23 protein-coding genes are annotated in these 26,198 nt (G+C 47.0%); 8 read left to right on the top strand and 15 right to left on the bottom strand.

The genetic code is table 11. The features are described 5' to 3' along the window. Positions 1 to 29: 29 nt before the first annotated feature. Entirely contained in the window at positions 30 to 758 is a 729-nt protein-coding gene (locus AC4JOV_RS04445) for a NifU family protein (RefSeq protein WP_229936348.1), read from the bottom strand. A 116-nt stretch (positions 759 to 874) separates the two neighbouring features. Here AC4JOV_RS04445 and AC4JOV_RS04440 point away from each other — a divergent pair, with 116 nt between their 5' ends. The 4 genes from AC4JOV_RS04440 to AC4JOV_RS04425 are packed head-to-tail and all read left to right on the top strand — an operon-like array spanning position 875 to position 2,695. Then, positions 875 to 1,270: a NifB/NifX family molybdenum-iron cluster-binding protein gene (locus tag AC4JOV_RS04440; protein WP_229936349.1), complete on the top strand. Its 396-nt coding sequence runs from the start codon at positions 875 to 877 to the stop codon at positions 1,268 to 1,270. A gap of 22 nt (positions 1,271 to 1,292) precedes the next feature. Beyond that, positions 1,293 to 1,523: a hypothetical protein gene (locus AC4JOV_RS04435; protein ID WP_229936350.1), complete on the top strand. Its 231-nt coding sequence runs from the start codon at positions 1,293 to 1,295 to the stop codon at positions 1,521 to 1,523. Positions 1,524 to 1,531: 8 nt separating this feature from the next. Beyond that, positions 1,532 to 2,131, top strand: coding sequence for a hypothetical protein (locus AC4JOV_RS04430; RefSeq protein WP_229936351.1), 600 nt, complete (start codon positions 1,532 to 1,534; stop codon positions 2,129 to 2,131). A gap of 24 nt (positions 2,132 to 2,155) precedes the next feature. Continuing rightward, positions 2,156 to 2,695, top strand: coding sequence for a hypothetical protein (locus tag AC4JOV_RS04425; protein ID WP_229936352.1), 540 nt, complete (start codon positions 2,156 to 2,158; stop codon positions 2,693 to 2,695). Between the two features lie 606 nt (positions 2,696 to 3,301). On the opposite strand, the gene eda is transcribed toward AC4JOV_RS04425, so the two are convergent. Genes eda through zwf form a run of 4 tightly spaced genes read right to left on the bottom strand, consistent with a single transcriptional unit; the run spans position 3,302 to position 7,917 of the window. Continuing rightward, positions 3,302 to 3,925 carry a bifunctional 4-hydroxy-2-oxoglutarate aldolase/2-dehydro-3-deoxy-phosphogluconate aldolase gene (eda, locus tag AC4JOV_RS04420; RefSeq protein WP_229936353.1) on the bottom strand — a complete coding sequence of 208 codons (624 nt, stop codon included), beginning with the start codon at positions 3,923 to 3,925 and terminating at the stop codon, positions 3,302 to 3,304. Continuing rightward, complete coding sequence (gene edd / locus AC4JOV_RS04415; protein ID WP_229936354.1) at positions 3,922 to 5,751, bottom strand: phosphogluconate dehydratase; 1,830 nt, start codon at positions 5,749 to 5,751, stop codon at positions 3,922 to 3,924. Before edd ends, eda begins: the two co-directional genes overlap by 4 nt. Beyond that, entirely contained in the window at positions 5,748 to 6,443 is a 696-nt protein-coding gene (gene pgl / locus AC4JOV_RS04410) for a 6-phosphogluconolactonase (RefSeq protein ID WP_229936355.1), read from the bottom strand. Before pgl ends, edd begins: the two co-directional genes overlap by 4 nt. Further along, positions 6,436 to 7,917 (bottom strand): glucose-6-phosphate dehydrogenase, encoded by a 1,482-nt coding sequence (gene zwf, locus AC4JOV_RS04405; RefSeq protein ID WP_491522189.1) that lies wholly within the window; start codon positions 7,915 to 7,917, stop codon positions 6,436 to 6,438. Before zwf ends, pgl begins: the two co-directional genes overlap by 8 nt. Positions 7,918 to 8,142: 225 nt before the next feature. Here zwf and pgm point away from each other — a divergent pair, with 225 nt between their 5' ends. After that, a complete protein-coding gene (pgm, locus tag AC4JOV_RS04400; RefSeq protein WP_229936357.1) occupies positions 8,143 to 9,777 on the top strand; it encodes a phosphoglucomutase (alpha-D-glucose-1,6-bisphosphate-dependent) in 1,635 nt (544 codons plus the stop codon). 52 nt (positions 9,778 to 9,829) lie between these two features. Here pgm and galU read toward each other — a convergent pair whose 3' ends face one another. Genes galU through AC4JOV_RS04375 form a run of 5 tightly spaced genes read right to left on the bottom strand, consistent with a single transcriptional unit; the run spans position 9,830 to position 15,712 of the window. After that, the gene (gene galU / locus AC4JOV_RS04395; protein WP_229936358.1) at positions 9,830 to 10,657 is read right to left on the bottom strand and encodes a UTP--glucose-1-phosphate uridylyltransferase GalU; all 828 of its coding nucleotides are present in this window, start codon (positions 10,655 to 10,657) and stop codon (positions 9,830 to 9,832) included. Positions 10,658 to 10,710: 53 nt separating this feature from the next. Then, positions 10,711 to 12,429 (bottom strand): sugar phosphorylase, encoded by a 1,719-nt coding sequence (locus tag AC4JOV_RS04390; protein ID WP_229936359.1) that lies wholly within the window; start codon positions 12,427 to 12,429, stop codon positions 10,711 to 10,713. Further along, a complete protein-coding gene (locus tag AC4JOV_RS04385) occupies positions 12,426 to 13,634 on the bottom strand; it encodes a glycosyltransferase family protein (RefSeq protein ID WP_229936360.1) in 1,209 nt (402 codons plus the stop codon). The genes AC4JOV_RS04390 and AC4JOV_RS04385 overlap by 4 nt, the downstream gene beginning before the upstream one ends. Continuing rightward, complete coding sequence (locus AC4JOV_RS04380) at positions 13,627 to 14,946, bottom strand: glycerate kinase type-2 family protein (protein ID WP_229936361.1); 1,320 nt, start codon at positions 14,944 to 14,946, stop codon at positions 13,627 to 13,629. Before AC4JOV_RS04380 ends, AC4JOV_RS04385 begins: the two co-directional genes overlap by 8 nt. Further along, the gene (locus tag AC4JOV_RS04375; protein WP_229936362.1) at positions 14,936 to 15,712 is read right to left on the bottom strand and encodes an HAD-IIB family hydrolase; all 777 of its coding nucleotides are present in this window, start codon (positions 15,710 to 15,712) and stop codon (positions 14,936 to 14,938) included. Before AC4JOV_RS04375 ends, AC4JOV_RS04380 begins: the two co-directional genes overlap by 11 nt. 168 nt (positions 15,713 to 15,880) lie before the next feature. Between AC4JOV_RS04375 and AC4JOV_RS04370 the strand changes: the two genes are divergently transcribed. The 3 genes from AC4JOV_RS04370 to AC4JOV_RS04360 all read left to right on the top strand — a co-directional run bounded on the left by AC4JOV_RS04370 (position 15,881) and on the right by AC4JOV_RS04360 (position 17,078). After that, positions 15,881 to 16,051, top strand: a complete 171-nt coding sequence (locus AC4JOV_RS04370; RefSeq protein WP_229936363.1) for a hypothetical protein — start codon at positions 15,881 to 15,883, stop codon at positions 16,049 to 16,051. A 361-nt stretch (positions 16,052 to 16,412) separates the two neighbouring features. Continuing rightward, positions 16,413 to 16,550 carry a hypothetical protein gene (locus AC4JOV_RS04365; protein ID WP_229936364.1) on the top strand — a complete coding sequence of 46 codons (138 nt, stop codon included), beginning with the start codon at positions 16,413 to 16,415 and terminating at the stop codon, positions 16,548 to 16,550. Between the two features lie 75 nt (positions 16,551 to 16,625). Continuing rightward, positions 16,626 to 17,078, top strand: coding sequence for a hypothetical protein (locus AC4JOV_RS04360; RefSeq protein WP_229936365.1), 453 nt, complete (start codon positions 16,626 to 16,628; stop codon positions 17,076 to 17,078). A gap of 106 nt (positions 17,079 to 17,184) precedes the next feature. Here the strand turns inward: AC4JOV_RS04360 and AC4JOV_RS04355 are convergent, their stop codons facing one another. The 5 genes from AC4JOV_RS04355 to AC4JOV_RS04335 form a co-directional block, all read right to left on the bottom strand. After that, positions 17,185 to 18,393, bottom strand: coding sequence for a patatin-like phospholipase family protein (locus tag AC4JOV_RS04355; RefSeq protein WP_229936366.1), 1,209 nt, complete (start codon positions 18,391 to 18,393; stop codon positions 17,185 to 17,187). Then, positions 18,394 to 19,506 (bottom strand): ABC transporter permease, encoded by a 1,113-nt coding sequence (locus AC4JOV_RS04350; protein WP_229936367.1) that lies wholly within the window; start codon positions 19,504 to 19,506, stop codon positions 18,394 to 18,396. It abuts the gene before it with no gap. Between the two features lies 1 nt (position 19,507). Continuing rightward, positions 19,508 to 22,219 carry a ribosome-associated ATPase/putative transporter RbbA gene (gene rbbA / locus AC4JOV_RS04345; RefSeq protein WP_229936368.1) on the bottom strand — a complete coding sequence of 904 codons (2,712 nt, stop codon included), beginning with the start codon at positions 22,217 to 22,219 and terminating at the stop codon, positions 19,508 to 19,510. Further along, positions 22,219 to 23,226: an HlyD family secretion protein gene (locus AC4JOV_RS04340; protein ID WP_229936369.1), complete on the bottom strand. Its 1,008-nt coding sequence runs from the start codon at positions 23,224 to 23,226 to the stop codon at positions 22,219 to 22,221. The genes rbbA and AC4JOV_RS04340 overlap by 1 nt, the downstream gene beginning before the upstream one ends. Positions 23,227 to 23,415: 189 nt before the next feature. After that, positions 23,416 to 26,073 carry a bifunctional acetate--CoA ligase family protein/GNAT family N-acetyltransferase gene (locus AC4JOV_RS04335; protein WP_491522188.1) on the bottom strand — a complete coding sequence of 886 codons (2,658 nt, stop codon included), beginning with the start codon at positions 26,071 to 26,073 and terminating at the stop codon, positions 23,416 to 23,418. Positions 26,074 to 26,198: the final 125 nt, after the last annotated feature.

Raw genomic sequence — 26,198 nt, 5'->3', positions numbered from 1 at the left:
GCAACTTCCGTTCCACTAGAACAGAAATGTCACATCAGATAAAGTACGACATTTTTGTCGATCAATGCTTCAAACTGGTCAAGAAGCATATCTGCTGTCGAAGTAGAACCCAGGTGACATCCTGAACAGGCTCCAAGATAGTTGAGCCACACCTGAGGTGTCTCACCTGCGATATAGTTGATCAGTTCTATCCCACCGCTATCTGCTTCAAGTGTCGGACGTATCTTGGTCTGAATCATATTTTCCACCAGCTCTTTCTGTTTCGCTTCCTCTAAAGATCTGAACATCTCATTCATGTGATCATCCACCCCGGCATTACTGACATAGGTGATGATCTCCTGGGCCTGTGCATTATTGTTGTGCGCCGCGGTGATAAGATACTGCATTGCTTTGGATATCTTGCCTCTCTCCCGGAAGAGCATCCCCGCTTTGAGCTGTGCATCGACGATCCCGTTATTGGCTGCCTGAACATAGTACTCCAGTGCTTTATCACCGTCGGCACTGCCATCCATCCCCTTCTCATAGAAATGGGCAAGGCTCATCATCGCATGCGAATGTCCGAGTGATGCAGCCTTTTCAAACCAGTTTTTAGCCTCCTCCAGGTCTCTTTCGCATCCGACACCCTTCATATGCATAATGGCAAGATTTACCATCGCATCCCTGTTCTCTTCAGAGGCCGCTTCTTCAAAATGTTTATAGGCAACCGGGTAAGCCTTCTGTTCATAGGCACTTACCCCTTTATCAAACAGTGTGGTCATACTCTCTCCTTTTTATGGGTCATATATTTGCACAAAGATATACAAGTTTCATTCCAGAAACTTTTTTGGAACGCTTTTTGCATTTCATCCATAAAATGGCGTAAAAAGGAGACAATATGCTAGCTATACCTGTAGATATAGAATATCTTAGTGCACAATCCTCACTTCTGTTTGGAAATGCATCAGTATTCGCACTCTATAATGAAAAAGACGATTCGTTTGATTTTAGAAAAAATCCGGGATGCGGTAACGGCATCAAAACTGCTGAAGCACTGAAGGCTTGGGATGTCAAAAGGGTGGTCTACTCTTTTTTGGGAGATGGACCTTTTGAACAGATGATTCAAGACGGTATCGATGTCTATCATGTAGGAAAAGAGCGTTTGCCTTTGGGGGAAATAGTCGAAGGGCTTAAAGAGAAACTCTTTACCAGGGTTGACTCCTCAAATGCTTCAAAGTATCTTGACCCGGGGACACCTTCAGGTGACTGCCAATGCGGATGCAGCCATGACTGAGATTATGAAAGGAGGTATGGGTATGACAGAAATTATTACAGAAGAGATGCATCAGCTCAAACAGATCATTATGCAGACCATCTCAAAAAGAGAGATGTTAAAAGACGAAATGACAGAGTGGTATAACAGATTTCCAAACGAAAGATTTGCAAAGCTTGACAACCTCATAGTGATCGACAGTATGCTATCTGAACTGGACAGCAACTATAAACGCCTATGGGATTTTCATAACAGAAAAGCAAAAAGCTCTTAAAGTACCTTATGGAAGCGTATCAAAACAAGGGTCGGCTGACAAAAGGGATCGGGGAGATAGAGCAATACCGTACGATACTTGAAAAAGATCTGTTTCAAAGCGATGAACCGCACTGGCGTCGTATCAGTAAAAATACGATCACGCTCTTTCAAGTGCTTATAGACCGGGACCTCACTGACCTGATCCTGGTTCTTGAGCACTATCCAAGATATAGAGAGTGGGTCTGTGAACATTTTCGTTATGCCTATAGCTACAGTGAACAGAGTGCCGATATCTATGCCGCATCACAGCTGCTTTTTATGGGAGAGCCCTACTTTTCCAAACAGTTTGTACGCAATGTCGTGCGTAAACTCCCCGCTATAAGCGAATGGTCACTCGAGGAGATCAAAGCGTTCAGCCATCAGGTTTTTGAAAATCATCAGGCGTGGCACCCTATCGTTGTCAACTACTATTGTGATGCCTTGCATACCTATAGCCAACAGCAGAGACTGCATCCCCTGCAGGTCATTGCACTCATGGCACCTATCAAAAAAATAGCGCGCCAAAAAACCTATGACTATGAGGCGGAAGACCGGGATGCCGTACTTGATATTCCCTATATGAACTAATACACCAACAGACAAAGGAACCCTATGAACACACAAGAACGCAAAGAAGAACTACTGAAACTGGCAAGAGATGCTTTTGAGAGAGCCTCCACGATAAAAGAGGATCAGCGTATCGAAGTCTATCTGCTCGATGGAGTCCCTACCGTATCAGATATCCTTCAAGAGAGCGATACGATCCTGTACGGACCAAACCGTATCCTCTGCTATCAGGTCTATGGGTACCCTTACCTCGAAGATGAGATCAAGACATGGATCGACTATGCCCGTATCATCCCTCAGCCTACCGATGAGACACCACTGCCGGAGCCGACCGATATCGAAAAGTCGATCAGGGAGATGATAGAGGAACTGGCAAAAAACAAACAGATCAAAAAAGAGCAGATCAGCTCCTATGAAGTCTTTGCCAACCTTCCGGTCAATCTCTTGGGAAGCATAGAACAGCAGATTATCGAGTATTGGTGGAGTGCAAAAGAGGAAGAAAATGCGAAACTACTGGCCCTCTCCCAGATAGATGAGGGATTGGCCGTATATGATAAGTCGCACGTTAAAGTAGTTTCATCGTAAAAAACTTTTATCCAACAGCTCAGTAATTTACTGCAGGGTCAATATCTTCTGATATTGACTAAAGAGAGGAGTATGTTACATAAAATACTCCAAAACCGTTCAATCGATCGTAGTGTCACACTTTTCCTAACAATCTCTTCCCAACCATGCAATAGAGCGGACTTTTGAGTGTTTCTTTAAGAGAAGAAGATATTTATTCGCCGATAAACATTTTGAAACTTGAAATACATTTTTGATACTCAAAGACTTGCAACGCTTAACTGCAAGAGTTAAAAACGTATCACCATTATTGTTGATACGGATCTTACGCAAAGTCACCAACGACGTTTTACCCAATAGATAGCTACCCATCACTTCTCCTTTATAACTCTGACTTTCAAAAGTGGTTAATAGTATCGGCTTTCATCTGATATATGCCTCCGTTTGGCGATATACAAAGCCTTCTCTATACGATATGCAATTTTCACTCTATCTACGAGACACGGGTTTCATCAGGTAGCGGTAAAACAGGAGGAGAGCTACACAAAGTTGATCGTGGCCCAAAATCCAACATAAAAGAGAGCACTTGAAATAAAAATAGACGCTATTTTTAATCCGACTGCCTTTTCATGATATGAGATGTATCACTTCTTTGCAGAGTCTTGTGATCCCATGAAAATCTTTTTTCTCTATGAGCGCTTTGGGGACGATCCAGCTTCCACCCACGCACAGCACATTAGGAAGGGATAAAAATTCATTTACATTGTTTAGATTCACTCCTCCGGTAGGACAAAAAGAGATAGAAGGGAAAGGTCCGCTGAAAGCCTTTAAGACCTCGACACCGCCTGCCAAATTTGCCGGGAAAAGTTTACAATACTCAAAACCGTTATTTTTGGCCAACATCACTTCAGAGGCAGTGGCCACACCGGGGATAAGAGCAACGCCCGTCTCTTTTGAAGCCTCCATCAGCTCTTCGCTGATACCCGGACTGAAAATAAACTCTGCACCGTGTGCAACAGCCTCTCTGAAATCATCTCTGTTTAGCACCGTGCCTGCACCGACATGCATTTGCGGGATGGAGTGAGAGATAGCTTCGATCGCTTTCAGCCCGGCCTCTGTACGCAGTGTGATCTCCATGATAGAGATACCCCCTTCCAGGAGAGCCTCTGCCAGGGGCAACGCATCTTCTGCATTTTCCAGTGCTACCACAGGCACAATCGGGGATAGCTCCATGACCTCTTTTGCTCTCATGCCCGCTCCTCTCCGCTGATATCAAAGAGACTTGCACCCTCTTCTGCCGTACCTACACTCTGACGTACAGCTACAAAAAGCTCTCTGCCGAAACCGTATCTGTTTGCACTAAGCTCAGGCACTTCTGCCCGGCGTGATGCCAACTCCTTTTCCTCTACCAGAAGCATGATCTCACCTTTAGGTATATCAAAACGGATCCTATCTCCCGTTTTTACTTTGGCAAGCATCCCGCCGTCAAGTGCTTCTGGGGAACAATGGATGGCAGACGGTACCTTGCCTGAAGCTCCGGACATACGCCCGTCAGTGATGATCCCTACTTTAAAGCCTTTCTCCTGCAGCACACCTAAAGGCGGCATAAGCCCGTGAAGTTCGGGCATGCCGTTTGCTTTAGGCCCCTGATATCGGACAACAGCGATAAAGTCTTTTTCCAGCTCCCCTGCCTTAAATGCAGCCTGTAAAGCCTCCTGGGATTCAAACACGATCGCTTCGGCTTCAATGAAAAACTGTTCGGGTTTCAATGCAGAGGTTTTTACCACACTTCGTCCCAAATTACCATGGAGCAGTTTAAGTCCGCCCTCTTCACTAAAAGGGGTTTTGGCAGTAGAAACCACAGATTCATCTCTCGATACTTTTGGCCCCTCGGCAAAGATCACCTTTTCATCGCTGAGACCCGGTTCTACGATATAGCTCTCTAACCCTTTTCCTACGACCGTCTCCACATCATTATGTACAAGCCCGGCATCTAAAAGCTGGGAGATCACGACACTCATACCGCCGGCATCCCTGAAGTGGTTCACATCGGCTTGACCGTTGGGGTACATTTTACATAACAATGGGGTAACCTTTGAGATCGCATCAAAGTCATCCCAATTCAACACTATCCCCGCAGCTCTTGCCATGGCAATAAGGTGGATTGTATGGTTGGTTGAACCTCCGGTTGCCATCAATCCGACGATGGCATTGACAAAACTTTTTTCATCAATGATCTCTGCAATGGGTTTATACCTGCCCGACAGATCCGTCATGGTTAAAATTGTTTTTGCCGCATATGCAGTCAACGCTTCTCTTAGCGGGGTATTGGTATTGACAAAAGAGCTGTTTGGAAGCTGCAGTCCCATCATCTCGAGCAGCATCTGGTTTGAGTTTGCCGTACCGTAAAAGGTACAGGTACCGCTGCTGTGGTAGGACTCGGACTCTACCTGCAGTAACGCATCCTCGCTGATCTTTCCCTGTGCAAACTCTTGACGCACCTTCGCCTTTTGGGCATTACTGATGCCTGAAGGCATAGGCCCTGCCGGTACAAAGATACCGGGAAGATGACCGAATGACAAAGCACCGATCAGTAGTCCCGGAACGATCTTGTCGCATACCCCGAGGTAGAGTGCACCGTCATAGACATTGTGGGAGAGTCCGATTGCCGTTCCCATCGCAATGTTATCCCGGCTGAAAAGGCTTAACTCCATTCCCGGCTGTGACTGTGTCACCCCGTCACACATGGCAGGCACACCGCCTGCGACTTGTGCGGTTGCTCCCTCCTCCATCAAAGTACGTTTGATCAGGGAGGGATAGAGTTTATACGGCTCATGTGCAGAGAGCATGTCATTGTATGCGGTCACTATAGCGATGTTGGGGCTCTGCTTGGCAGAAAGAGCGTTTTTTTCACGCTCATCCATTGAGGCCATAGCATGTGCCAGGTTACTGCAGCCCAGTCTCTCTCGGTTGACACCATGCACTTTGGCCTTTGCCATGCGGTCAAGGTAGACCGCTCTACTTTTGGATGAACGTTTGATGATGGTATCAGTCACTTTTTGGATGATTTCATTCATACGTAATATACCTCCACATCTTTGATATCCTGGTTTAAAAGAGACCTGATCGGCATCTTGTAGCTGTCATCTCCGTTTAGTGCCTCATTGTATACGGCAACTTTTTCCTCACCCTCAAAATGCAGGTAAAGATGCTTGGCACTCAACATGGCGTGTAGCGTCAGACTCATGCGCCTATAGGGTGCATTTTGGGGTTCGATGGAAATACAGAGGGCATCATTCTCAAGATCAAACGCTTTCTCCAGCTTGAGGTTCCCGGGGAAAAGGGATGCCGTATGTCCGTCACTCCCCATACCTAAGAGAAGTACATCAAAAGGGTAAAGTGCCACTTTGATCTTCTCTGCACATAGACCCTCTGCCGCTTCTGTCTCTACACCTTCGGTGTACATCCCTACAAAGGTCGCTTCGCCTGCCCTGCCCTGAAGCAAATAGCTCTTCACCAGATGTTCATTGCTCTCTTTATGAGTCGGTGGTATCCATCGTTCATCACACAACCCCACAGTGACCGCTTCCCACTCAAGAGGCGCTTTACTCAGTTTCTTAAAGAGCGGGATAGGAGTCTTTCCTCCTGAGACGATCAATGAAGCTTTGCCATTGGTGCGAATCGCATTTTCAAGATCCGATGCGATACGTCTACTCAACATCTCTACAAGTTCCTCCTCTGTTTTAAATCGATGTTCCGTTCTACTCATCGTGCCAGCTCCTTCCGTCACGTGCGATAAGCTGCACGGCCGCACTCGGTCCATCGGTTCCTGCACTGTAGCTCTTCATAGGTACGATATCCTCTGCCCACCCCTTTAGTATAACATCTACCCATTTCCACGCGGCTTCTACCTCATCCAGACGCATAAAAAGTGTAGGGTTGGCACGGATCACATCCAAAAGCAGACGCTCATAGGCATCCGGTTTATGTTCTTTGGTAAGCGGTGTGTTAAGCTCAAGCTCCACCGGTTGCAGGCGCATCTGTTCGCTTAGGCCTGGAACTTTATTCATCAACTGCAGTTGGATACTCTCTTTTGGCTGCAGTGAAATAACAAGTTTATTCTCAGAGATACGCTTACCCAGGTTCGCAAAAATAGAGTGCGGAATCTTTTTAAAGTAGATCACGATTTCCGAGTTGCGCTTTCGCATACGCTTCCCGCTTCTCAGATAAAAAGGCACACCGTTCCAACGCCAGTTGTCTATATCCACACGTAGCGCGGCAAACGTTTCTGTGTTGCTCTCTGCCATTCCCTCCCCCTCACGGTAACCCGGTACAGGTTCCCCGTTGCTTGCACCCTTCGTATATTGTGCACGCACGCTCTTCTCTGCGATATCCGCAGGGGTCATCATACGAAGGGAGCGCAAGACCTTTACCTTCTCATCACGCACACTGTCGGCATCAAGTGAACAGGGCGGCTCCATCGCTACAAGACAAAGCAGCTGCATCAGATGGTTTTGGACCATATCTCGCATGGCACCGTAGTGATCATAATATCCCCACCGTCCTTCGACGCCCACACTCTCAGCCACAGTGATCTGAATATGGTCGATGTGGTTTGCATTCCAAAGCGGCATAAAAAACCGGTTGGAGAAACGGAGTGCCATAATATTCTGAACGGTATCTTTACCCAGATAGTGGTCAATACGGTAAATTTGTGATTCGTCAAAATAGTTCAATACTTCGAGATTGATAACACGGGAAGAGTGGAGATCATGACCGATAGGTTTTTCAAGTACCACGCGGCTTTGGGGCGTGATAAGGCCGAATTGACTCAAAGATTTACATATCGGGCCGAAAAAATCAGGTGCAGTTGAGAGATAGTTTACCCGCTCCCGCTGAGGGAAGAGATCAAGAAGCGCTTTAAGACTGCGGTAACTCTCATCACTCTTAAAATCTATGATCACGACATGAAGTTGTTTTTCAAAATGTTTCACTTGCTCTTCATCAAACACACTGTCGGGTAAAAATTCTTTGAGTTTGGACCTGACAAGCGTGCGATGCTCTTCCAGACTCATCGGATCTCTTGTAGCTGTAACAATACGGCTCTGCTCATGCAGATACCCCTCATTGCTGAGATGATAGAGTGCCGGCATCAGTTTTCGAAAAGAAAGGTCACCGTGTCCGCCGAAAATAATAATATCGCATTCATTTTTTATCTCATTCATCATCTTCTTTCTGATCATTACTCTTATCAGTATAACGCAATATGACAACTAAATAAAAAATTTTATGATTATTTATTAGTCAACGGTATGAATGATAAAAACGCTACTGCCCGCAAAGGAACCCTATGCATCACTCATTGAAGGGATAACACCAATGTTTCAATTTTCATCACTGATATCTAAAGAATCACATGCATGACATGATAAACTGTCACCTACGAAAATAGAATAAAAAGGTGGAAAATGAGTTTACATACCTATGCCGGAAAATTAGCCCCCAAGTCCATACTTGCCAATATACCCGAACTGATCAGCGACTACTACACGAAAGTTCCCGATATACAAAACAGTGCACAGGGTGTCAGCTTCGGAACATCGGGACACCGTGGTTCTTCTCTGCTTACAAGTTTCAATGAGACGCACATCCTTGCTGTGACACAGGCGGTGTGTGATTACCGCAAGGAAGCGGGTATCTCGGGGATATTGTTTATGGGTATGGATACCCATGCACTCTCCTACCCCGCACAACTCTCTGCGCTTCAGGTACTTACAGCCAATGCGGTGACCGTATACATCGCCGAAGATTTCGGCTATACCCCCACTCCGGTCATCTCGCATGCGATTTTGACGCATAATAGTGGCAGCGATGCACTCTGTGACGGCATCGTCGTCACCCCCTCTCATAATCCGCCCACAGACGGAGGATTCAAGTACAACCCTCCCCATGGCGGACCGGCAGATACCGATGTGACGGACTGGATAGAGGCACGTGCCAATATGCTGATAGAAAATGAACTCAGGGATGTGAAACGACTGGGCAGGGACGAAGCACTAAGCTCAGAGTATGTCGTAGCCTATGACTATCTCTCCCCTTATGTCAATGATCTGGAAAATGTGATCGATATGGAAGCGATCGCCAAATCCGGTATCCGCATCGGGGCTGATGCGATGGGCGGTTCGGGCATGGCCTATTATGCTGCGATCAAAGAACGTTATGGTCTCAACATGGAGATCTTTAATGATACGCTTGATTCGACCTTCTCTTTTATGCATTGCGACAAAGACGGGAAGATCCGTATGGACTGTTCCTCCCCTTATGCTATGGCAGGACTTGTCGCTATGAAAGAGAACTATGACATCGCTTTTGGAAATGACACCGACTTTGACCGTCACGGTATCGTGACAAAAAGTGCAGGGTTGATGAATCCCAACCATTACCTCAGTGTTGCCATCCACTATCTGGCACAAAACCGCCCCCTCTGGAAACAGGACCTGGGCATAGGGAAAACACTGGTAAGCAGTTCTATGATCGACCGTATCGCAGATTCACTGGACAAAAAAGTGATCGAAGTGCCTGTCGGTTTTAAATGGTTTGTCGATGGTCTGATGGAAGGCAGGATATTTTTCGGCGGGGAAGAGAGTGCCGGGGCAAGCTTCCTTCGCAGAGACGGCTCCGTATGGAGTACGGATAAGGATGGGATCATACTAACGCTTCTAGCCGCAGAGATCCTTGCAACGACGGGACGTGACCCCGGTGAACACTACAAAGCACTTACAGAGAAGTTCGGTTCTCCTATCTATGCGCGTATCGATGCGCCTGCGGATGCCAAGCAGCGCACTGTTCTCAAAAACCTCTCAGTTGAAGATGTGAAAGAGTCAGAGCTTGCCGGTGAGCCTATCGAAGCGATCTTGACCCATGCTCCCGGTAACGGTGCAGCGATCGGCGGTCTGAAGGTCGTGGCAAAAAACGGATGGTTCGCGCTCCGCCCCTCAGGAACGGAAGCGATCTACAAGATCTATGCAGAGAGTTTTAAAGATGAGACACACCTGAAGCAGATCCAGGAAGAAGCGCAGTCAATGGTGAGTAAACTCTTTTAAACCCTGCTGGCCTGATGCAAAAAGAAAGTGCTTTTTGCATCCTTTCTCTTTATCAGCCTTGGCTCTCTTTATAGAAATAGTTCGTTGCTTCGACAAAACCGTCCACACTCCCGCAGTCAAAACGTTTCCCTTTGAACCTGTATGCGATCACCATCCCTTTTTTTGCCTGTGCACACAAGGCATCTGTGATCTGGAGTTCACCGTTTTTACCCGGTTTCGTCTCTTTTATCACATTGAATATCTCCGGTGTAAGGATATAACGGCCGATCACCGCCAGGTTTGTAGGGGCTTTGTCAACCTCAGGTTTTTCCACCATATTGGAGACCATATAGATATTATCCTCTATCTTGTTCCCCTCTATGACACCATACTTGTGTACCTCTTCCATCGGTACCTCCATCGTAGCGACGATACAGCATCTGTATTTTTCATACAGCTCAACCATCTGCTTCAAGACACCGTCACCCTCGGGGTTGACACAGAGGTCATCAGCCAGAATCACTGCAAAAGGTTTGTCATCCCCTACAAGCACTTTACCTTTGTAGATAGCATCCCCCAGACCTTTCATCTCATTTTGTCGTGTATAGGTAAAGGTACATTGTTCAATGATACTGCGAATATCTTTGAGAAGTCCCTCTTTGGATGAACCTTTGATCTGATGCTCCAACTCATAGGAGATATCAAAATGGTCTGTAATGGCACGTTTCCCCCGTCCTGTGATCACAGCCATCACATCACAACCGGCCTCTATCGCCTCTTCTACACCGTATTGGATCAACGGTTTTGTCATCACAGGCAGCATCTCTTTGGGCATTGCTTTTGTAGCCGGTAAAAACCGTGTCCCATATCCTGCCGCAGGGAATAAACAGGTAGTAATCATTTTCTCTCTCCTTTTTATCTTCATTGAATGTTATAGATCACTCTTTTTAACCCTTAAAGGTAACCTTTAAGCCAGACCATCTGATAAGGTTCAACCGTCACTTCACGTGATTGACCCACCTCATAGGGTGAGAGCAGGTCTTTCAGAGGCAGTGCGATCTCCTCCGGTATCGTGCATTTCACCTGCTCATTGGAGAAATTATGTATGGCCAGAACATGCTCTTTATTGTCACTGCATGACTGATTGATCACAAAAAGCCGGGGATCAAGATCAAAAAAAGAAAAATTCCCAAACGGATTAAACGCTTTTTCATTGATGCGAATCGATATCAGGCGACGATAGCTGTCAAATATGGTTTTAGCTAAACTGTTCTCCTCCGAAAGCTCATTTTCCAGCCAATCTATATTGAATTTCTCACGGTTTATCGAGCGGTTTATACCGGTATGCTTCACACCGTCATGGTAATTCCGTGCCCCTACCAGCGAATGAAAATAGATGCCGGGAACACCGGGCATGGCCAACACCGTACCCTGGGAAAGCAGCATACGTTTGATACGCAGCAGATCCTCTTCTTCGGGATGACTCAGTATGTCTATATAACTGCAATTGAGCTCATAGGGACTTTCTGAACCATCTTCTTCCGAACGGAAAGAGACCAGACCGCCATGGTCCTGTACATGAGAAACAAGATAATCGATCTCATCATCACTGAGTATCCCCTTTACGGGCCGCAACCCCACACCGTCATGGCTAGCAGTAAAGTTAAAGAAACATACTTTGTTGCTCGGCAAAGTCAGTGTCTTTGCCCACTCTGTCAATCTCTTCGTATCTTCATGAAGGATAGAGTGTATCAGCAATGGCGGCAGTGCGAAGTTGTACACCATCTGTGCCTCATCGTCTCCGCTTCCGAAGTAAGAGACATTCTCATGATGAGGCACATTGGTTTCGGTGATAATGATCACTTCAGGTGCTACCTCATGCAGTACCTCTCTCATCAGTTGAACCAATTCATGCGTTTGAGACAAATGGACACACTCCGTGCCTATCTCCTTCCAGATAAAGGCTATCGCGTCCAGACGGATAAGCGTCGCCCCTTTCTCAATATAGTAAAAAAGCGCATCAAGTACATTTCGCAATACTCTGTGGTTCTTATAATTAAGATCCACCTGATCCTTGCTGAATGTCGTCCAGATATGGTGGATCTTTCCTTCACTGTCTACAAACTCACTAAGAAGCGGTGTCGCACGGGGACGCACAACCTTACTGAGGTCTGTCATCGGATCGACCTCAATAAAAAAATCCTTGAAATACTGATCACCGTCAAGATATGCCTGAAACCAGTCTGAGAATTGTGAGGTATGGTTGATCACGCCATCTACCATCAACCTGTAACCTGAGCTGATACTTTCGATCTCACGCCATGAACCCATTTGTGGATCTACCGCACTATAATTTACGACTGAAAACCCGCTATCCGAAGAGGAGGGATAAAAAGGGAGGATATGGATCGAATTGATCACGCCATGAAGATGGCGATTCATAAATTCATCCAATGTCTTCAGCGAAGGCTCATGATCACGATGTACCTGGTCACCGTAAGATATCAACACGATATCTTTTTCACTGAGATGATAGAGGTGTGACTTGATACGCTGTTTGTATTTAAAGACAAGATCGATCATATCATTCACTGCCTTTTGGGCTATCTCTTCGGGATAGAGTTTGTGAAGACGCTGATTGATGGTATGTTCCGGGTCTGAAATATGTTTCATCGGTTGTCCTCTTTTACATATTTTTCAAACTTGTCTGAGAAATGCGGCATCACCGAACGTACAGTGATCCAGGGAGACAATGACGGTATCCCCATCGGATCTTCATAGAACTCTGCTGTCGCTTCCTGAATCGCATCCTGAAAGGTCTCTGCAGCGATGATCTCTTTCTCACGATTGTACTCCAAGTCATTCAACTTACTCAACGCATTATATTTTGATATCTCGAACCGTGCTTCCTGATAATAGGTTGCCAAAAGGGTTTTAAATGATGCTTCAGAAAAGACAATACCCTGTTGTGCCATCACCCTGAAGAGTGTCTTGGAGATATCATTGGCCATCTTGTAGATACCGCCGGAGTTATCTGAACCCAGGTCCTGATGTTTGTGTTCATAGGTTTCCATGATCTCCGTCTGACAGATACGACGGTTTGAGGTGTTCTTATAGACTTCACTGAGCGTTGAAACTTCAAGTCCCCAGGTGGGAGAGATAGCGATACCCCTTCCCAATGAGCGGATAAAGGCAAATTCACCCGAAAGTGCGTACCTGAAGCTCTCCATATAATCAAGATAACGACTTCTGCCGACAACTTTTCCTAACGCATGTAGAAGCGGGGAATAGAGCAGACGTGTTGCACGTCCGTGAAGCTTATGCGTCACGCGTGAGTAAAAGCCCTTGTTGAACTCAAAATCCAAGGCAGGGTGTACTATCGGGAAAAAGAGCCGTGCGGGAATTTCCCTCGAGTAGTTCACGATGTCACAGTCATGTAAAGCAAACGCATAAGAGTTTTTATCGGTTAAGCCATAACCTATCATCGTCCAGACATTACGGCCCTTTCCCGGAGTGTTTAGACCGGGAAATCCTTCCGCGGTAAGCTCTGCATACAACTCTTTGATACGCGGACCGTCATTCCAGAGCACATCCACTTGACACGGTAAAACAGACATCAATGCTTTCACCTCTTCAAACTGCTCTTCTGTAGCACGGTCAAGCCCCAATATGATCTTATGCAGGTAATGTACATGCTTAAGCTCCTCAATGATCTTATGCATCGCGGGTGTTTGAAACTCAGAATAGAGTGCAGGCAGCATCAAGACCATATTATGGCGTTCTGCGTAAGATTCAAGCTCCGTTTCCATATCTTCCAGTGTGCGTCCACCTAACTTTTGAAGCGTTGTAATCACTCCATTTTGAAAAAAATCAGCCATCTCTTCCTCCTTCGGTTGGATTTGGTTCAATAAGCATTATCACGATATCAAGTAAATTATTATGGGTAGGACCGGTGATCAAGAGTTCACCCGTTTGCATAAAAAAACTGTTCGAATCAAAACTCTCAAGATAGTGCTGAGGGTCGATATGATGTGCTTTTGCATCGACAAGGCTGTGCGTATTGATCAGGGCACCTGCCGCATTTGAGTTTCCGTCCACACCATCTGTGGCCCCGCTCAGAAAAGTAATATCACATGCCCCGTCAAAGCGTGTTAGCATCGTTAAACACAAATGCTGATTTCGTCCGCCTTTCCCCTCGCCTTTGACCACAACAGTAGGTTCACCACCAAAGATATAAGCCTGAGGCGCCTCCTGTTTGCAAGCGGTGAAGGTTACAAGTTCTTTGGCGAGCTGGTTGGTGTCTCCCTGAAGCGGTTCATGGATGATTTTGCTATCAATACCCTCATTTTGAAGTAACTGTTGCGCTTTTTTGAGCACGATACTGTTTGAACCGACGATATGATGGTCGATATGCTCAAGAGGTGTTGCTGGGGTTTCCGTATGTTTGCCGGCTTTAACCTCTTCAAAAAAAGTCCGAATGCTCTCAGGGAGTTTTTCAAAGATCCCATAGGCATGAAGTGCCTCTTCAGCATCCTGGAAACTTGTCTGATCGCAATACAAGGGGGCAGAACCTATAGCATGCAGATCATCACCTATGACATCCGAGAGAACCAGTACGATCCCCCTCGCCTTCGTCTCTTGCGCCAGTTTACCCCCTTTAACCCGGGAGAGGTGCTTTCTCACACTGTTGATCTTCGCAATGGGCATACCGCTGTGCAACATAAGTTTGGTCACTTCTTGAAATTCGTTTAACGTGATCTCTCCTTCAGGCAGTTCCACCAAAGCAGAGTTCCCGCCGGATAACAGGTAGATAAAAAGATCCTCTTTATCCATACTCTGCAGTATCTCCTGCAGTGCTTTTGCCGCCAAGAGACTCTTTTGAGAGGGTAAAGGATGCGTACTCTGAATGTAATTCCCCTCCTCAAATATTTCCCCGGAGTCATAAGGGCCGATCAATAGAGTCCGCTTTAAAAAGGGTTTTAACAGTTTTTCTATTTCCATGGCCATAGGGACAACGGCTTTCCCCGAACCGAGAAGATAGATATTCCGATATGCATCCAGATCATAGGTTTTGCCCAAAACGGTAAGCTTTTTCCCCTCTAGTTTGCATGCGTCTGCTATAAGTTTCTGTGGTGTGATCTCATCCAAAAGTTGATGAAAGACTCTATTCAATAACATTTTATTTGGCATCAAAATACTCCTTCAGAACACTGTTCCACCCTTTGGGGCCGGGAAATGGCGCCCTGATCAGACCGTCAATAGCACACGCCATAAAAGTACCGTCACTGTGCGGGATCAATACCGGAGTATCTGCACTTTGAAGCATACTCAGGTCATTGGCACTGTCACCAAGTGCAATCGTTTTAAAATGCGCATCACTGCTTTTTTCATAGTGATCGATGAGAAACCTGATGGCATTTGCCTTATCCTGCCCCCTTGTGATCAAATGATAAAAACGTCCTCCCTCTACGATATCGAGTTTGTCCGCATATGCCATTTCCCGAAGTGCATCCAGGCTGCTTTTATCTTCCAGTATAAAGGGTTCTGTAAAGTCTCTCTTTTTTGCATCAGAAGCGTTTTCTATACTTAAACCGGTATAGTTGGCTACTTCTTCATCACTCATATCAGAAAAACCGAGTATCGGCACAGATCTGGCATATTTCACAAAACAGGACCGTATATACGCATACTCAAACCCCATTGCTATCCTCTTGTAACCTGCTTTGGAAGGGATAAAGATCCCTGCACCATTCTCAACAATAAAAGGTTCCCTCAGATCCAAAAGTTTTTGGATACGAAGCACCTCCTCTTTTGTCTTGCTTGTAACAATGATCAATGGGATTTTATCTCTCTTTATGAGATCCAGCATCGGCACTGCATCCTCAAAACTATAGCTGTCATGATCAAGCAGTGTACCGTCAAGATCCGTAAAAATTATCGTTTTTTCTTTTAGCATCTGTATCAAGTATAACGTAATAGGAACCTAATAGAATCCCCGCTTTGCATATATTTTAATCAATGGTTTTTGATCAGATCCAGTGGATACCCTATCGGTCAACATAAAAAGATAACCCAGGATAAAGATCATTCCGACCAGTGAACCAGCAGTGACAAGCGCATTCCAATGAGCTCATCAATGTTGGAAGGGGTGAAGGTTTTTCTCTCCGACCATAAGATTGATATGGCCGATTTTCAGTTATCCCGCCGGAAGTATGAGAAAATCGGCTACCGGAAAGGTTCTGTAACAGACCGGGAAGAGAGATTTGCGATCTGGAAAAATATCTCTATGAGATGATCGAATATAGTTTGAAATAGAAGTATCTCGATCTAAATGGAGTTAGCGAGAAAAAGTAGATGAAATACTTCCGGGATAGCAACCAACGTTGGGGGATGGTGAAAAAAAGGAGTCAACATGAAATTGGTTATACATGTGCTTGGTTGCTATAAAAGGATTTTACATTACCTACACTAACGGTATGTAAATATAGATACCACCTCATCATTTATAAGGTGTTAAAACATCCAAAAATGAAGCTGCATTGATGATCTCTAATGACAATTTCCCATAGATATGGCGGGAGTTCACAGCACCGTTATATAATGACGGTTAACCTTCCTGTGATATACCTCCTTCAGAACATTCGAAAGGAGATACCATGGAACCGACGCTAAATGATATGGACGACTACCAAAAGCCGCTCTCTCACACCAAGATCGAGACGATCAGCGTAGCATTTCTCGCTACCCTTTTGGCCTATGCGGCCTTCACTTATGTGATCCATACACTGGGCTGATACGGCAAAAGACGCTTTAAAACAGAGGGAGCACCCTCTGTTGCTGCACACCTTAACTCTCACCAAAGGACTATAATGAAACTGAAACGACTGATGCTCTCACTCCTGATGACAACGGCGCTCTTTGCGGAATTTAAAGCCGGAGAGAAGCTCCCTCCTCTCTCACTCCCTGACCAGTTTGACAATAAGCTGCAGGTGAAAAGCACGGACAGAGTGCTGATCATCTCCTTTGAGAAGGAGACCTCTTCTGCGATCAACGACTACCTCAAAACAAAACCGGCGAACTACCTTCAGGAGCATCATGCCTGGTATATCGGGGATATCAGTGGCATGCCCTCGCTGATCACCACGATGTTCGCACTGCCCAAAATGAAAAAACTCCCCTTCTCCGTGATGCTGATCAAGGATGATTTTGGAAAGAATTTCAGCAGAAAAGAGGGGAAGATCACCGTCTATAAGATAAAAAACCATACGGTCACGGCGGTAGAGTTTGTCTCCCCGGAGAGACTTCCTGCACTCTTAGAGTAGGAGTCCAGCGACTCCTCCTTTTCAGATACCAAGCCACTCTTTCATTACGATCTTTTATGGCGGTACTTTTGTCTCCTCGTACCCTTTTCAAATGTATTTCGCCTCATTAATATTTCAGTGTCGTATGCCAGGTAGATCTCAAACCCCCCTTTTCATACCCTACTCTGTAAAGGGCATTCATATACGTTTGGTCGAACCTGTCGTTCAGGGGTACATTGAAACTTTTGGGTACGTGAGTGATATAGACATTAAATCCGTCACGCTTTGCCAAGGAGATGATATTTGCCATATCACTCAGGCCGTGATATTTGATCAAGGTACTGAAGGAACGTTCTGTAATATCATGAAGGGTGAGTACCACAGAAGAATAATCCGGATCTATTTTATGATTACGTATCAACCAGATATTCTTTTGGGGAGAGATATGTAGTTTTCGTTCAATTCCGCGAATATCCAGATCCGAAGAGTAGACAAATATCTGTCTGGTCACTCCCCCGTCGACATGGACCTCCTGATACCTTTTTCCATCGATCATCACATCGATCAGTACCGGAGGGAAAATCCCCGGGATCGAGGATGAAGCAAGTATGATATCCAGTATCAGCTTTTTTGCATCAGGATGACCGGATTTTGCAATCTCTGTGATATCCCAGACCACCGGACGCTGGGCATCAAGATTGGTAGTGCCGATCTGCAGTATACGGCCTCTGTCAGCTTCTTTGGCCAGTTCCGCAACAAAATCATCATCGATCTCCGCTTCAAGTGCGCTTCTAAGCGGTGACGTATCCCCCATGGCCGGACCGCCTAGCAGTGCGCTGATCGGTGTAGGAGAGAAAACGTTCTCTTTGGAATTTTCGGTAAAAAGTTTTTTGATGACCCTGTCATATTTTGGACCGAGGAATGCAAACGGAGCGATGATCGCACCGGCAGAGATACCTGTCACTACTGCAAACTCAGGTCTGTCACCCCTTTGGCTCCATCCGTTCAAGACGCCTGCACCATAGGCACCGTTCTCTCCTCCCCCGGAGAGTGCCAGTACATCCACCCTCTTATGATTACTTTTGTTCTTTTTAAATTTTTTGAGGTTCAGGTAGGCAAAAGAGGCTGTTTCATCACCCCAGTAGCGTATATTTTTTTTATACCCTACAACATTTGCCTTTTCATACTCACTGAGTGATGGTGCAGCATAATTGCGTGATTTGAGCGCACATCCTGTAAGCAGAAGTGAAACGGACACGATCATCACTGTTCCTATGTGCTTCATAACGGAGAAGTACATTACAAACCCTTTCACTGTTTCAGCACCTACACGCATTTAACGCAAACTCCTTTTGAAGATAGAGAGTGAGAAGAGGAAGTAGACCATACCTATCGCAAAAACCCTCAACATCTCATCCCAGACGATATCAAATCCCGCACCCCGGTAGAGTACTGCCTGCGCGAAGCTTACAAAGTGGCTGGTAGGAACCAGATGCATCAGGTACTGCAGCGCTTCAGGCATACTCTCATACGGGGTGATGGTACCCGAAAGTATCATAATAGGGAGTATGGTCATAATAAATATCAAACCGAACTGCGGCATGGTACGTGCGATGGTACCCATCAGTATCCCCAGTGATGTCGTCGAAAAGAGTGTGATCAGTACGCCGCCCAAAAAGAGCGGAAGCGAACCTGATAGCGGGACATGGAGTACCCCCTCTACGACAAAGAGAAGTGAGAAGCTCACAGCTGCCAGAACCACCAATGTCATGGACCAAACCTTGCCCAGCATGATCTCTGTCGCACTGACAGGCAGCACCAGAAGGTGCTCAAGGGTGCCGTGTTCCCGCTCTCGGATCAGTGCAGCACCGGCAAGCATGATAGAAAGCAGTGCAATATTGTTGATGATCTCCATAATACTTCCGAACCAGGTACTCTCCAGTGTAGGATTATACTTCATACGCGTAATAAGCTCTACAGGCAGGGCAATATCCTGCTGTTGCAAAAATGCTGCAACCTCATTTGTAAGGATCTGCGATATATAGCCTGCACCGATACCCGCCTGCGTCATACGCGTCGCATCGATATTGAGCTGGATATCCGGTACCTTGCCACGCAAAACATCCCTTTCGAAGCCTGGGGGAAGTACCACGACGAAGGTGTAGGCCCCCGCATCCATTCCCGCATCCATCTGCTCCGCCGTGATCACACCTTCCATCTTGAAATAGGGAGGAGTGAATGCATCGACGAGACGCTGAGAAAGTGTCGACCTGTCATGGTCGACAAAGGCAACAGGGGCTTTGTGCAGCTCTACCGATGCGGAAGTGGCTCCTACATAGATGGCAAAAGAGAAAGACCACGCAATGAGGATCATCATCACCTTGTCGCGTGAAAGTATCCGAAGTTCCTTGATACCGAAACGAAAGATATTGAGCAGTGATTTTCTCATCCTAACGCTCCTGCTTTTTGAGTAGCAGCAGGCTCCCCGCTGTGATCACGACGATCGCGATCGCAAGTGCCATCAGGTCGTGAGAGAGTCCGGCCATATCCACAGCTTTACTGAAGACCCCACGGCTGATATTGATATAGTAGGTCACGGGGAAGAGAGTACCGATCACGGCACCCACACCCTCGAGAGAGTTGACAGGATCTTTCAGTCCCGAGAAGTTGATCGTCGGAAGCAGCGTCAGTATCGCCGTACCGGCAAGTGCAGCGACCTGTGTTTTGGCAAATGCCGACATAAGGAACCCGATCCCGGTAGTGACCGTCACATAGAGCAGCGAAGCAAAAGCAAAGAGCCACAGATCCCCTTTGAGCGGCACGTCAAAGAGCCATACAGAGAGCGCGACCAGTCCGAAAAAGCCGATCATACCGACGATGATATAGGGAATCTGTTTCCCTATCAGGAACTCCAGCCGCGTCACAGGCGTAGCATAAAAGTTGGTGATAGAGCCCATCTCTTTCTCCCGTACGACACTCAGTGCCATCAAGATAGCCGGGATAAAGATCAGCAGCATAGGGATCACAGCAGGAACCATGGCATTGAGACTTTTAAAGTCGGGGTTGTAGCGGTACCGCACCTGGACATCGACATTGGAGAGTGCGGGGAGATACCCCAATGTCTCTTTGATGCGCTGCAGAAGATAATCATAATGCACCCCTGTCAGATAGCCCCGTATCGTTTTCGAACGAAACGGCATGGCGCCATCCACCCATGCAGCCACCTCCACTGCTTCTCCCCGCAGAATCTTCTTCTCAAAACCGGGAGGTATCACGATGGCCACGGTCAGTTCACCCTCCTGCATCCTTCTGTCCAGTTCCTCCTGTGAGTGGAGAGGCGGCTGTTCGAGGAAATAGCGTGATCCTGAGATATTTCGTATATAGTCCCTGCTTTGGGGGCTCTGATCATAATCAAGTACAGAGAAATGGAGATCTTCCACATCCATCGTAATACCGAATCCCATCACAAAGAGAAGAAAAACCATACCTGCCAGGGCAAAAGCAAGACGTATCGGGTCGCGTATAAGCTCCAGGCTTTCACGGTAGCTGTAGCCGAAAAGCCTCCGTAGGCTGAAGGATCGCTTTCTGCTGTTCTCCTGAGAGTGAACTACGGGGATCTCTACATCATTGACCTTCTCCTGTGTTGCCTCCTCAAGATAATCGATAAAGGCCTCCTCCAAGGTCTCCTTCCCCCTTTTTCGGGTCAGTGCTTCCGGTGTATCACTGTCAAGAACTGCTCCCTGATGCATCAGAGAGATACGGTCACAGCGCTCACCCTCGTTCATAAAGTGTGTAGAGATAAAGATCGTGACACCGTCATTTCTCGCCAGATCGATCAAAAATCCCCAAAACCTGTCACGAGAGACAGGGTCGACACCGGAAGTCGGTTCATCGAGTATCAGCATCTTCGGCTTGTGGATCACCGCCACGGCCAGAGAGAGACGCTGCCTGATCCCGAGAGGAAGGCCGGCAGCATAAACCTCGGCATACGCTTTCAGGTCGAAACGTACAAGCATCTCTTCGATACGCGGTTCTATCTCCTCTGCAGGAAGATGAAAAAGCGCTGCATGGAGATGCAGGTTCTGATAAACGGTCAGTTCGGTATAGAGAGAGAAGGATTGTGTCATAAATCCGACATTGTTGCGTATCTCCAGGTCACGGCTATCGGCACGCTTGCCAAAGAGCCATGCCTCTCCTTCGCTTGGTGGCAGCAACCCCGTAAGCATCTTCATCGTCGTTGTCTTGCCGCAGCCGTTGGAGCCGAGAAAACCGAAAATTTCCCCCTCCCTGATCCTGAAATCGACATGATCGACGGCAGTAAAATCCCCGAAACGCATTGTCAGGGATTTGGCGACAATGGCAAATGCATCCGCATGCTCTTCAAAAGGCGGGACGGTCAGAGTCCTATGGTCACTGCGCTTCTCTTCGGGAAGCAGAGAGATAAAGGCATCGTCAAGATTCTCTGTCCCTGTCCTTGTACGCAGCTCGTGGGGTGTACCGGTAGAGAGCACTTTCCCCTCATCCATTGCGATAAGATGGTCAAAACGTTCCGCTTCCTCCATATATGCCGTAGCCACGAGCACACTCATCTCTTTTCTGTTGGCACGGATACTCTCTATCAGTGCCCAGAACTGACGGCGGGAGAGCGGATCCACCCCGGTAGTCGGTTCATCAAGTATCAGAAGGGAGGGATCATGGATCAGTGCACAGCATAGTCCCAGTTTCTGCTTCATCCCTCCCGAAAGTTTGCCCGCCGGGCGGTCTTTGAATTTTAAAAGCCCCGTACTCTGCAGCAACATAGTGATACGGCGTGTACGCTCTTCCCTGTTCTGCTCAAAAAGACGGGCAAAAAACTCTATATTCTCATAGACAGAGAGTGACATATAGAGATTTTTTCCCAGGCCCTGCGGCATATAGGCGATACGGGGACAGACCGAGCTGCGGTTATCTGCATGCTCCATATCAACCCCCAGCACCTCTACACTCCCGCTTTGCAGTTTTCTTACACCGGAGAGGAGTGCCAGAAGTGTCGATTTTCCTACACCGTCAGGCCCGATCAGGCCTACCATACACCCTGCAGGGATCTCCAGTGTTACCTGATCAACGGCACGCACCTCACCGTAACAGTGTGTCACCGATGAAAGTTTGGCTACCGCAGACATTACTGACGCACTTTATCTTCTGTCTTTGGTACCCTGCTCAATGCTGCCGGCCAGGGCATTGCACGATCAAGACGGATATATGCCATCCCGGGAAGCCCCGTTTTGATCTTCTCTATATGTTTTTTCAGAAGCGGGGCATCGATCTTCACTTTCACGCGGAACATCAGCTTCTCCCTTTCACTGGCGGTCTCTATCTCTTTGGGGGTAAACTGTGCCTCCGGAGAGATAAAACTCACTCTCGATGGGATGGCGATATCCGGCAGGGCATCCAGAACGATCCTAGCCTCTGAACCGATATCGATCAGCCCCACCTGGGAGGTAGGGAGAAAAATCGTCATATAGGTATCGACAAGATTGAGTACCACAAGGGCATGTCCTCCGCTTCCGATCATCTCCCCCTCCTCGACAAGCCGGTAGAGTACCCTCCCGGATACCGGTGCATAGAGACTTTTCTCTTCTATCTGGACCTTGATGGTCTCCACCTGTGCCTCTGCCGCCTGGATCGCAGCATCGTAGCTGGTTACCTGTGCCCTGGCAGCCTGTAGTGCCGCAGAAGACGCCTGAAATGCCGTCTCGTCCTGCTCAAACTTGAAGAGTGAAATACTTTTACTCTCAAAAAGCGACTTGCTTCTGCGGTAGTTTTTCTCTTTCTGTCTATGATCACTCTCTTTTTGCAACACAACGGCTTCGGCATACTTTTTACTCTGTTTCGCCTGCTCTACTTTTGCATGTGCGACCATAAGCTGTGCTTCAAGCTCTTTGGTGTCAAGTTGAGCCAGCAACGCACCTTTTTTCACCATATCACCCTCCTGCACATAGATATGTGTGATTCTTCCGCCATATTTCGCAGTGATATTGACCTGTGTCGTTTCGATCCTTCCATTTCCGGAAGCAATGCCTTCCAACTCATCAGATGGGTTAAGATACTGTTGTGCCGCAAACAGAACAGCGGCTAAGACTATCACCAATACAATATAGATACCATTTCTTATGCTCTTTTTTAACATACGCTCTCCTCGATCTTCACAGGATCTTTTCAGGGTTGAAGCCACTTGACTGACCATCGGTCAAAATAATAACATATCTACACGACTTAAAACTTTAGAACAAAGAGTACGGTATAGAAAAGTTCTTTGCCCTCTCCGCTCCAGGAAGATAGTACTGTCGTATAGGGGCCGATTATGCCTCTTCTCTTGCTATTTCAATCTCAATTCTACTTCGGTCATTCTATCCGGCATCTGCTTCACTGTAAAACCCAGCCTCTCACATATTTTCAGCATACCCCTATTATCCAACAGAACCATGCCGTATATTTTCTCCAATCCCTTCTCCTGCCCGATACCGATGAGCATATCGACCAGTTTATACCCTATGCCCTTTCTCTGATAAGTGTCATGCACAACAACCGCATACTCCCCCTGTTTAAAATCAGGCTCGATGATCAGTCTTCCGATTCCTATGATCTTTCTTTCTCCATTCTCCTTCACTTCAGCGACGATAGCCATCTCCCGATCATAATCTATGTTGCAGAAGCGTGTCAGCATCTCATGACTGATGTTCTTGATCACCCTGAAAAAACGATACCTTAACGATTCATCTGATAACGTTCTCAACATCTCCCGCTCCAACGGTTCATCTTCAGGCCGGATCGGTCTCAACAAGATTTCTCCTCCCCCTGCCATCTTCCAGGGCATGATATACTTCGTCGGGTAGGGGGTAATGACAAGGTGTGGATATGTCGATGCAGTGTCGGTATACTGTGTATCAATAATGATCCGCGCATCCAGTGCACAGCATCTCCCCTCAGAAATTGCTACAGGATTAATATCAACCTCGCTGATCTCCGGAAAATCAATGATCAGATTTGAGAAATTGACAATGAGTTGCTCCAGCTGATCCATATCGACAGGAGCTTTCCCCCTGAACCCTTGAATCATCTGGTATGCCCGGGTAGTCTCCATCACTCTTCTGGCAAGTGTCTGGTTGAGCGGCGGAAGTGCAATGGAAAAGTCTTTGAATACCTCTGTCAAAGTTCCGCCCATACCGAAAAGAATCGCCATACCGAAATCCTTATCCCTTTTGGCACCCAGCATGATCTCGTAATCCACCTTCTCTACCATCTTCTCAACGGATACAGAGATGTTTTCCTCAGCAGGATAGGCCTCTTTTACCCTGCTTATCATTGTGCGGTACGCTTCTCTCAACTGCATCACTGAATCGATGCCTGTGATCACACCGCCCATATCGCTTTTGTGTGTGATTCGGGAAGAAGAGATCTTCAAAACCACAGGATATCCGATGGTTGCTGCTTGACTTACAGCCTCTTCAATATCTTTTGCAACATATGTCTCTGCTATCGGTATCCCGTAATCTTTGAGAAAACTCTTTGACTCTGCTTCCGAGAGGATCATCCGCCCTTCTCTGATCGCACGCTTGATCAACGCTTTCAAGTGGTGCTTGGGCGGTGTATGATCGATGGAAAACTCTGCAGGGGTCTCATAGAGCAGTTCAAGGTTCTTACCATAATGATACATATGCATATAGGTTTTGATCGCCTCTTCCGGTGTTTCATAGGAGGGAACATCATGTTGCAAAAAAACCTCCCGTCCTTTATCTGCCTCACGGCCGCCCATCATGACAGTGACGATCGGAACTGAAGCTTTCACGGCTATCTCAGAAAGCGCATTGGCAAGCGCGATGGGCGAGGAGGCGCCCTGAGGTGTATAGATCACCATAATGCCGCTTACTTCCGGGTCTTTCAGGCAAATCTCCACGGCATTGAGGTATCGTTCAGTATCGGCATCACCCAGAACGTCAACCGGGTTGTTTTTGCTCCAGGACGGGGGCCGACACGCATCAAGCTTCATAAAGGAGTCATCAGAGAGATCCACCAGTTTTCCGCCCAGCTCTATCAGGGTATCCGTTGCCATAACGGCAGGACCGCCGGCGTTGGTGATGATCACCAGCCCCGGTCCTTCGGGAAGACGTTTCGAGTCAAGTACCTCCGCAGCATTGAATAGATCACCGATCTCTTTGACCCTTACGACACCTGCTCTTTTGAATGCTGCGTCATAGACGACATCATCTCCGGCCATACTGCCGGTATGGGACAATGCTGCCTTGGCACTTTCATTGAACCTGCCCGGTTTAATGATAATAATAGGTTTATTACGGGCAAACCCCCTCGCAGCACTCATAAACTTTTTGGCATTCCCCACACCTTCCATATAGATCATGATGCTTCGGGTATGAGGATCTTCACCCAAAAAATCGATCAGATCGCCGAAATCAATATCCAGCATGGATCCCAGAGAGGCAAACATACTAAAGCCGACATGCGTATCAACTGCCCAGTCAAGCACCGCACTTCCCAGGGCACCGCTTTGGGAGATAAAGGCGATCTCTCCTTTTTTCGGACTGCACTGAAGAAAAGATGCATTCAGCCCAATACCGGGACGGATCATGCCCAAACAATTCGGTCCCATGATACGCATGCCGTATTTTTCTCTAAGATCCCTGATCTGGGCTTCAAGCTCCTCCCCTGTCTCTCCGGTCTCTTTGAATCCGGCAGAGATGATCACTGCTCCATATACACCGGCTTTCCCGCATGCTTCCACGACCCCGGGTACTCTCTTGGCAGGGATGGCGATAACCGCCAGATCGACGGTTTCGGGAACACTGGAGATATCATCATAACAGGTATACCCCAATACCTTCTCTTTTTTTATATTCACAGGAAACAACTGGATAGTTTTCGAATCCAGCAGATTCTCCATGATAGCCTTTCCAACCGAACCTTCTTTCTCGGAAGCCCCGATAAGGGCAACCGTCCTCGGGTTAAACAATCTGTTCATCTATAAAACCTTTCGATTTTCCCACTTTTGCATTCTGCAGTCTGAGTTTTTGAAACGCCACCCCTACAGACTTTGTGATCCTTGCTTTCTTCGTTATCGTTGCTTTCTGCCGGTTTCAAAGCAAA

It is taken from the genome of Sulfurovum sp. MH2-6 (assembly GCF_058374785.1).
Note: the sequence above shows the minus strand (reverse complement) of the source record. Positions and strands in the feature narration are given on the sequence as shown.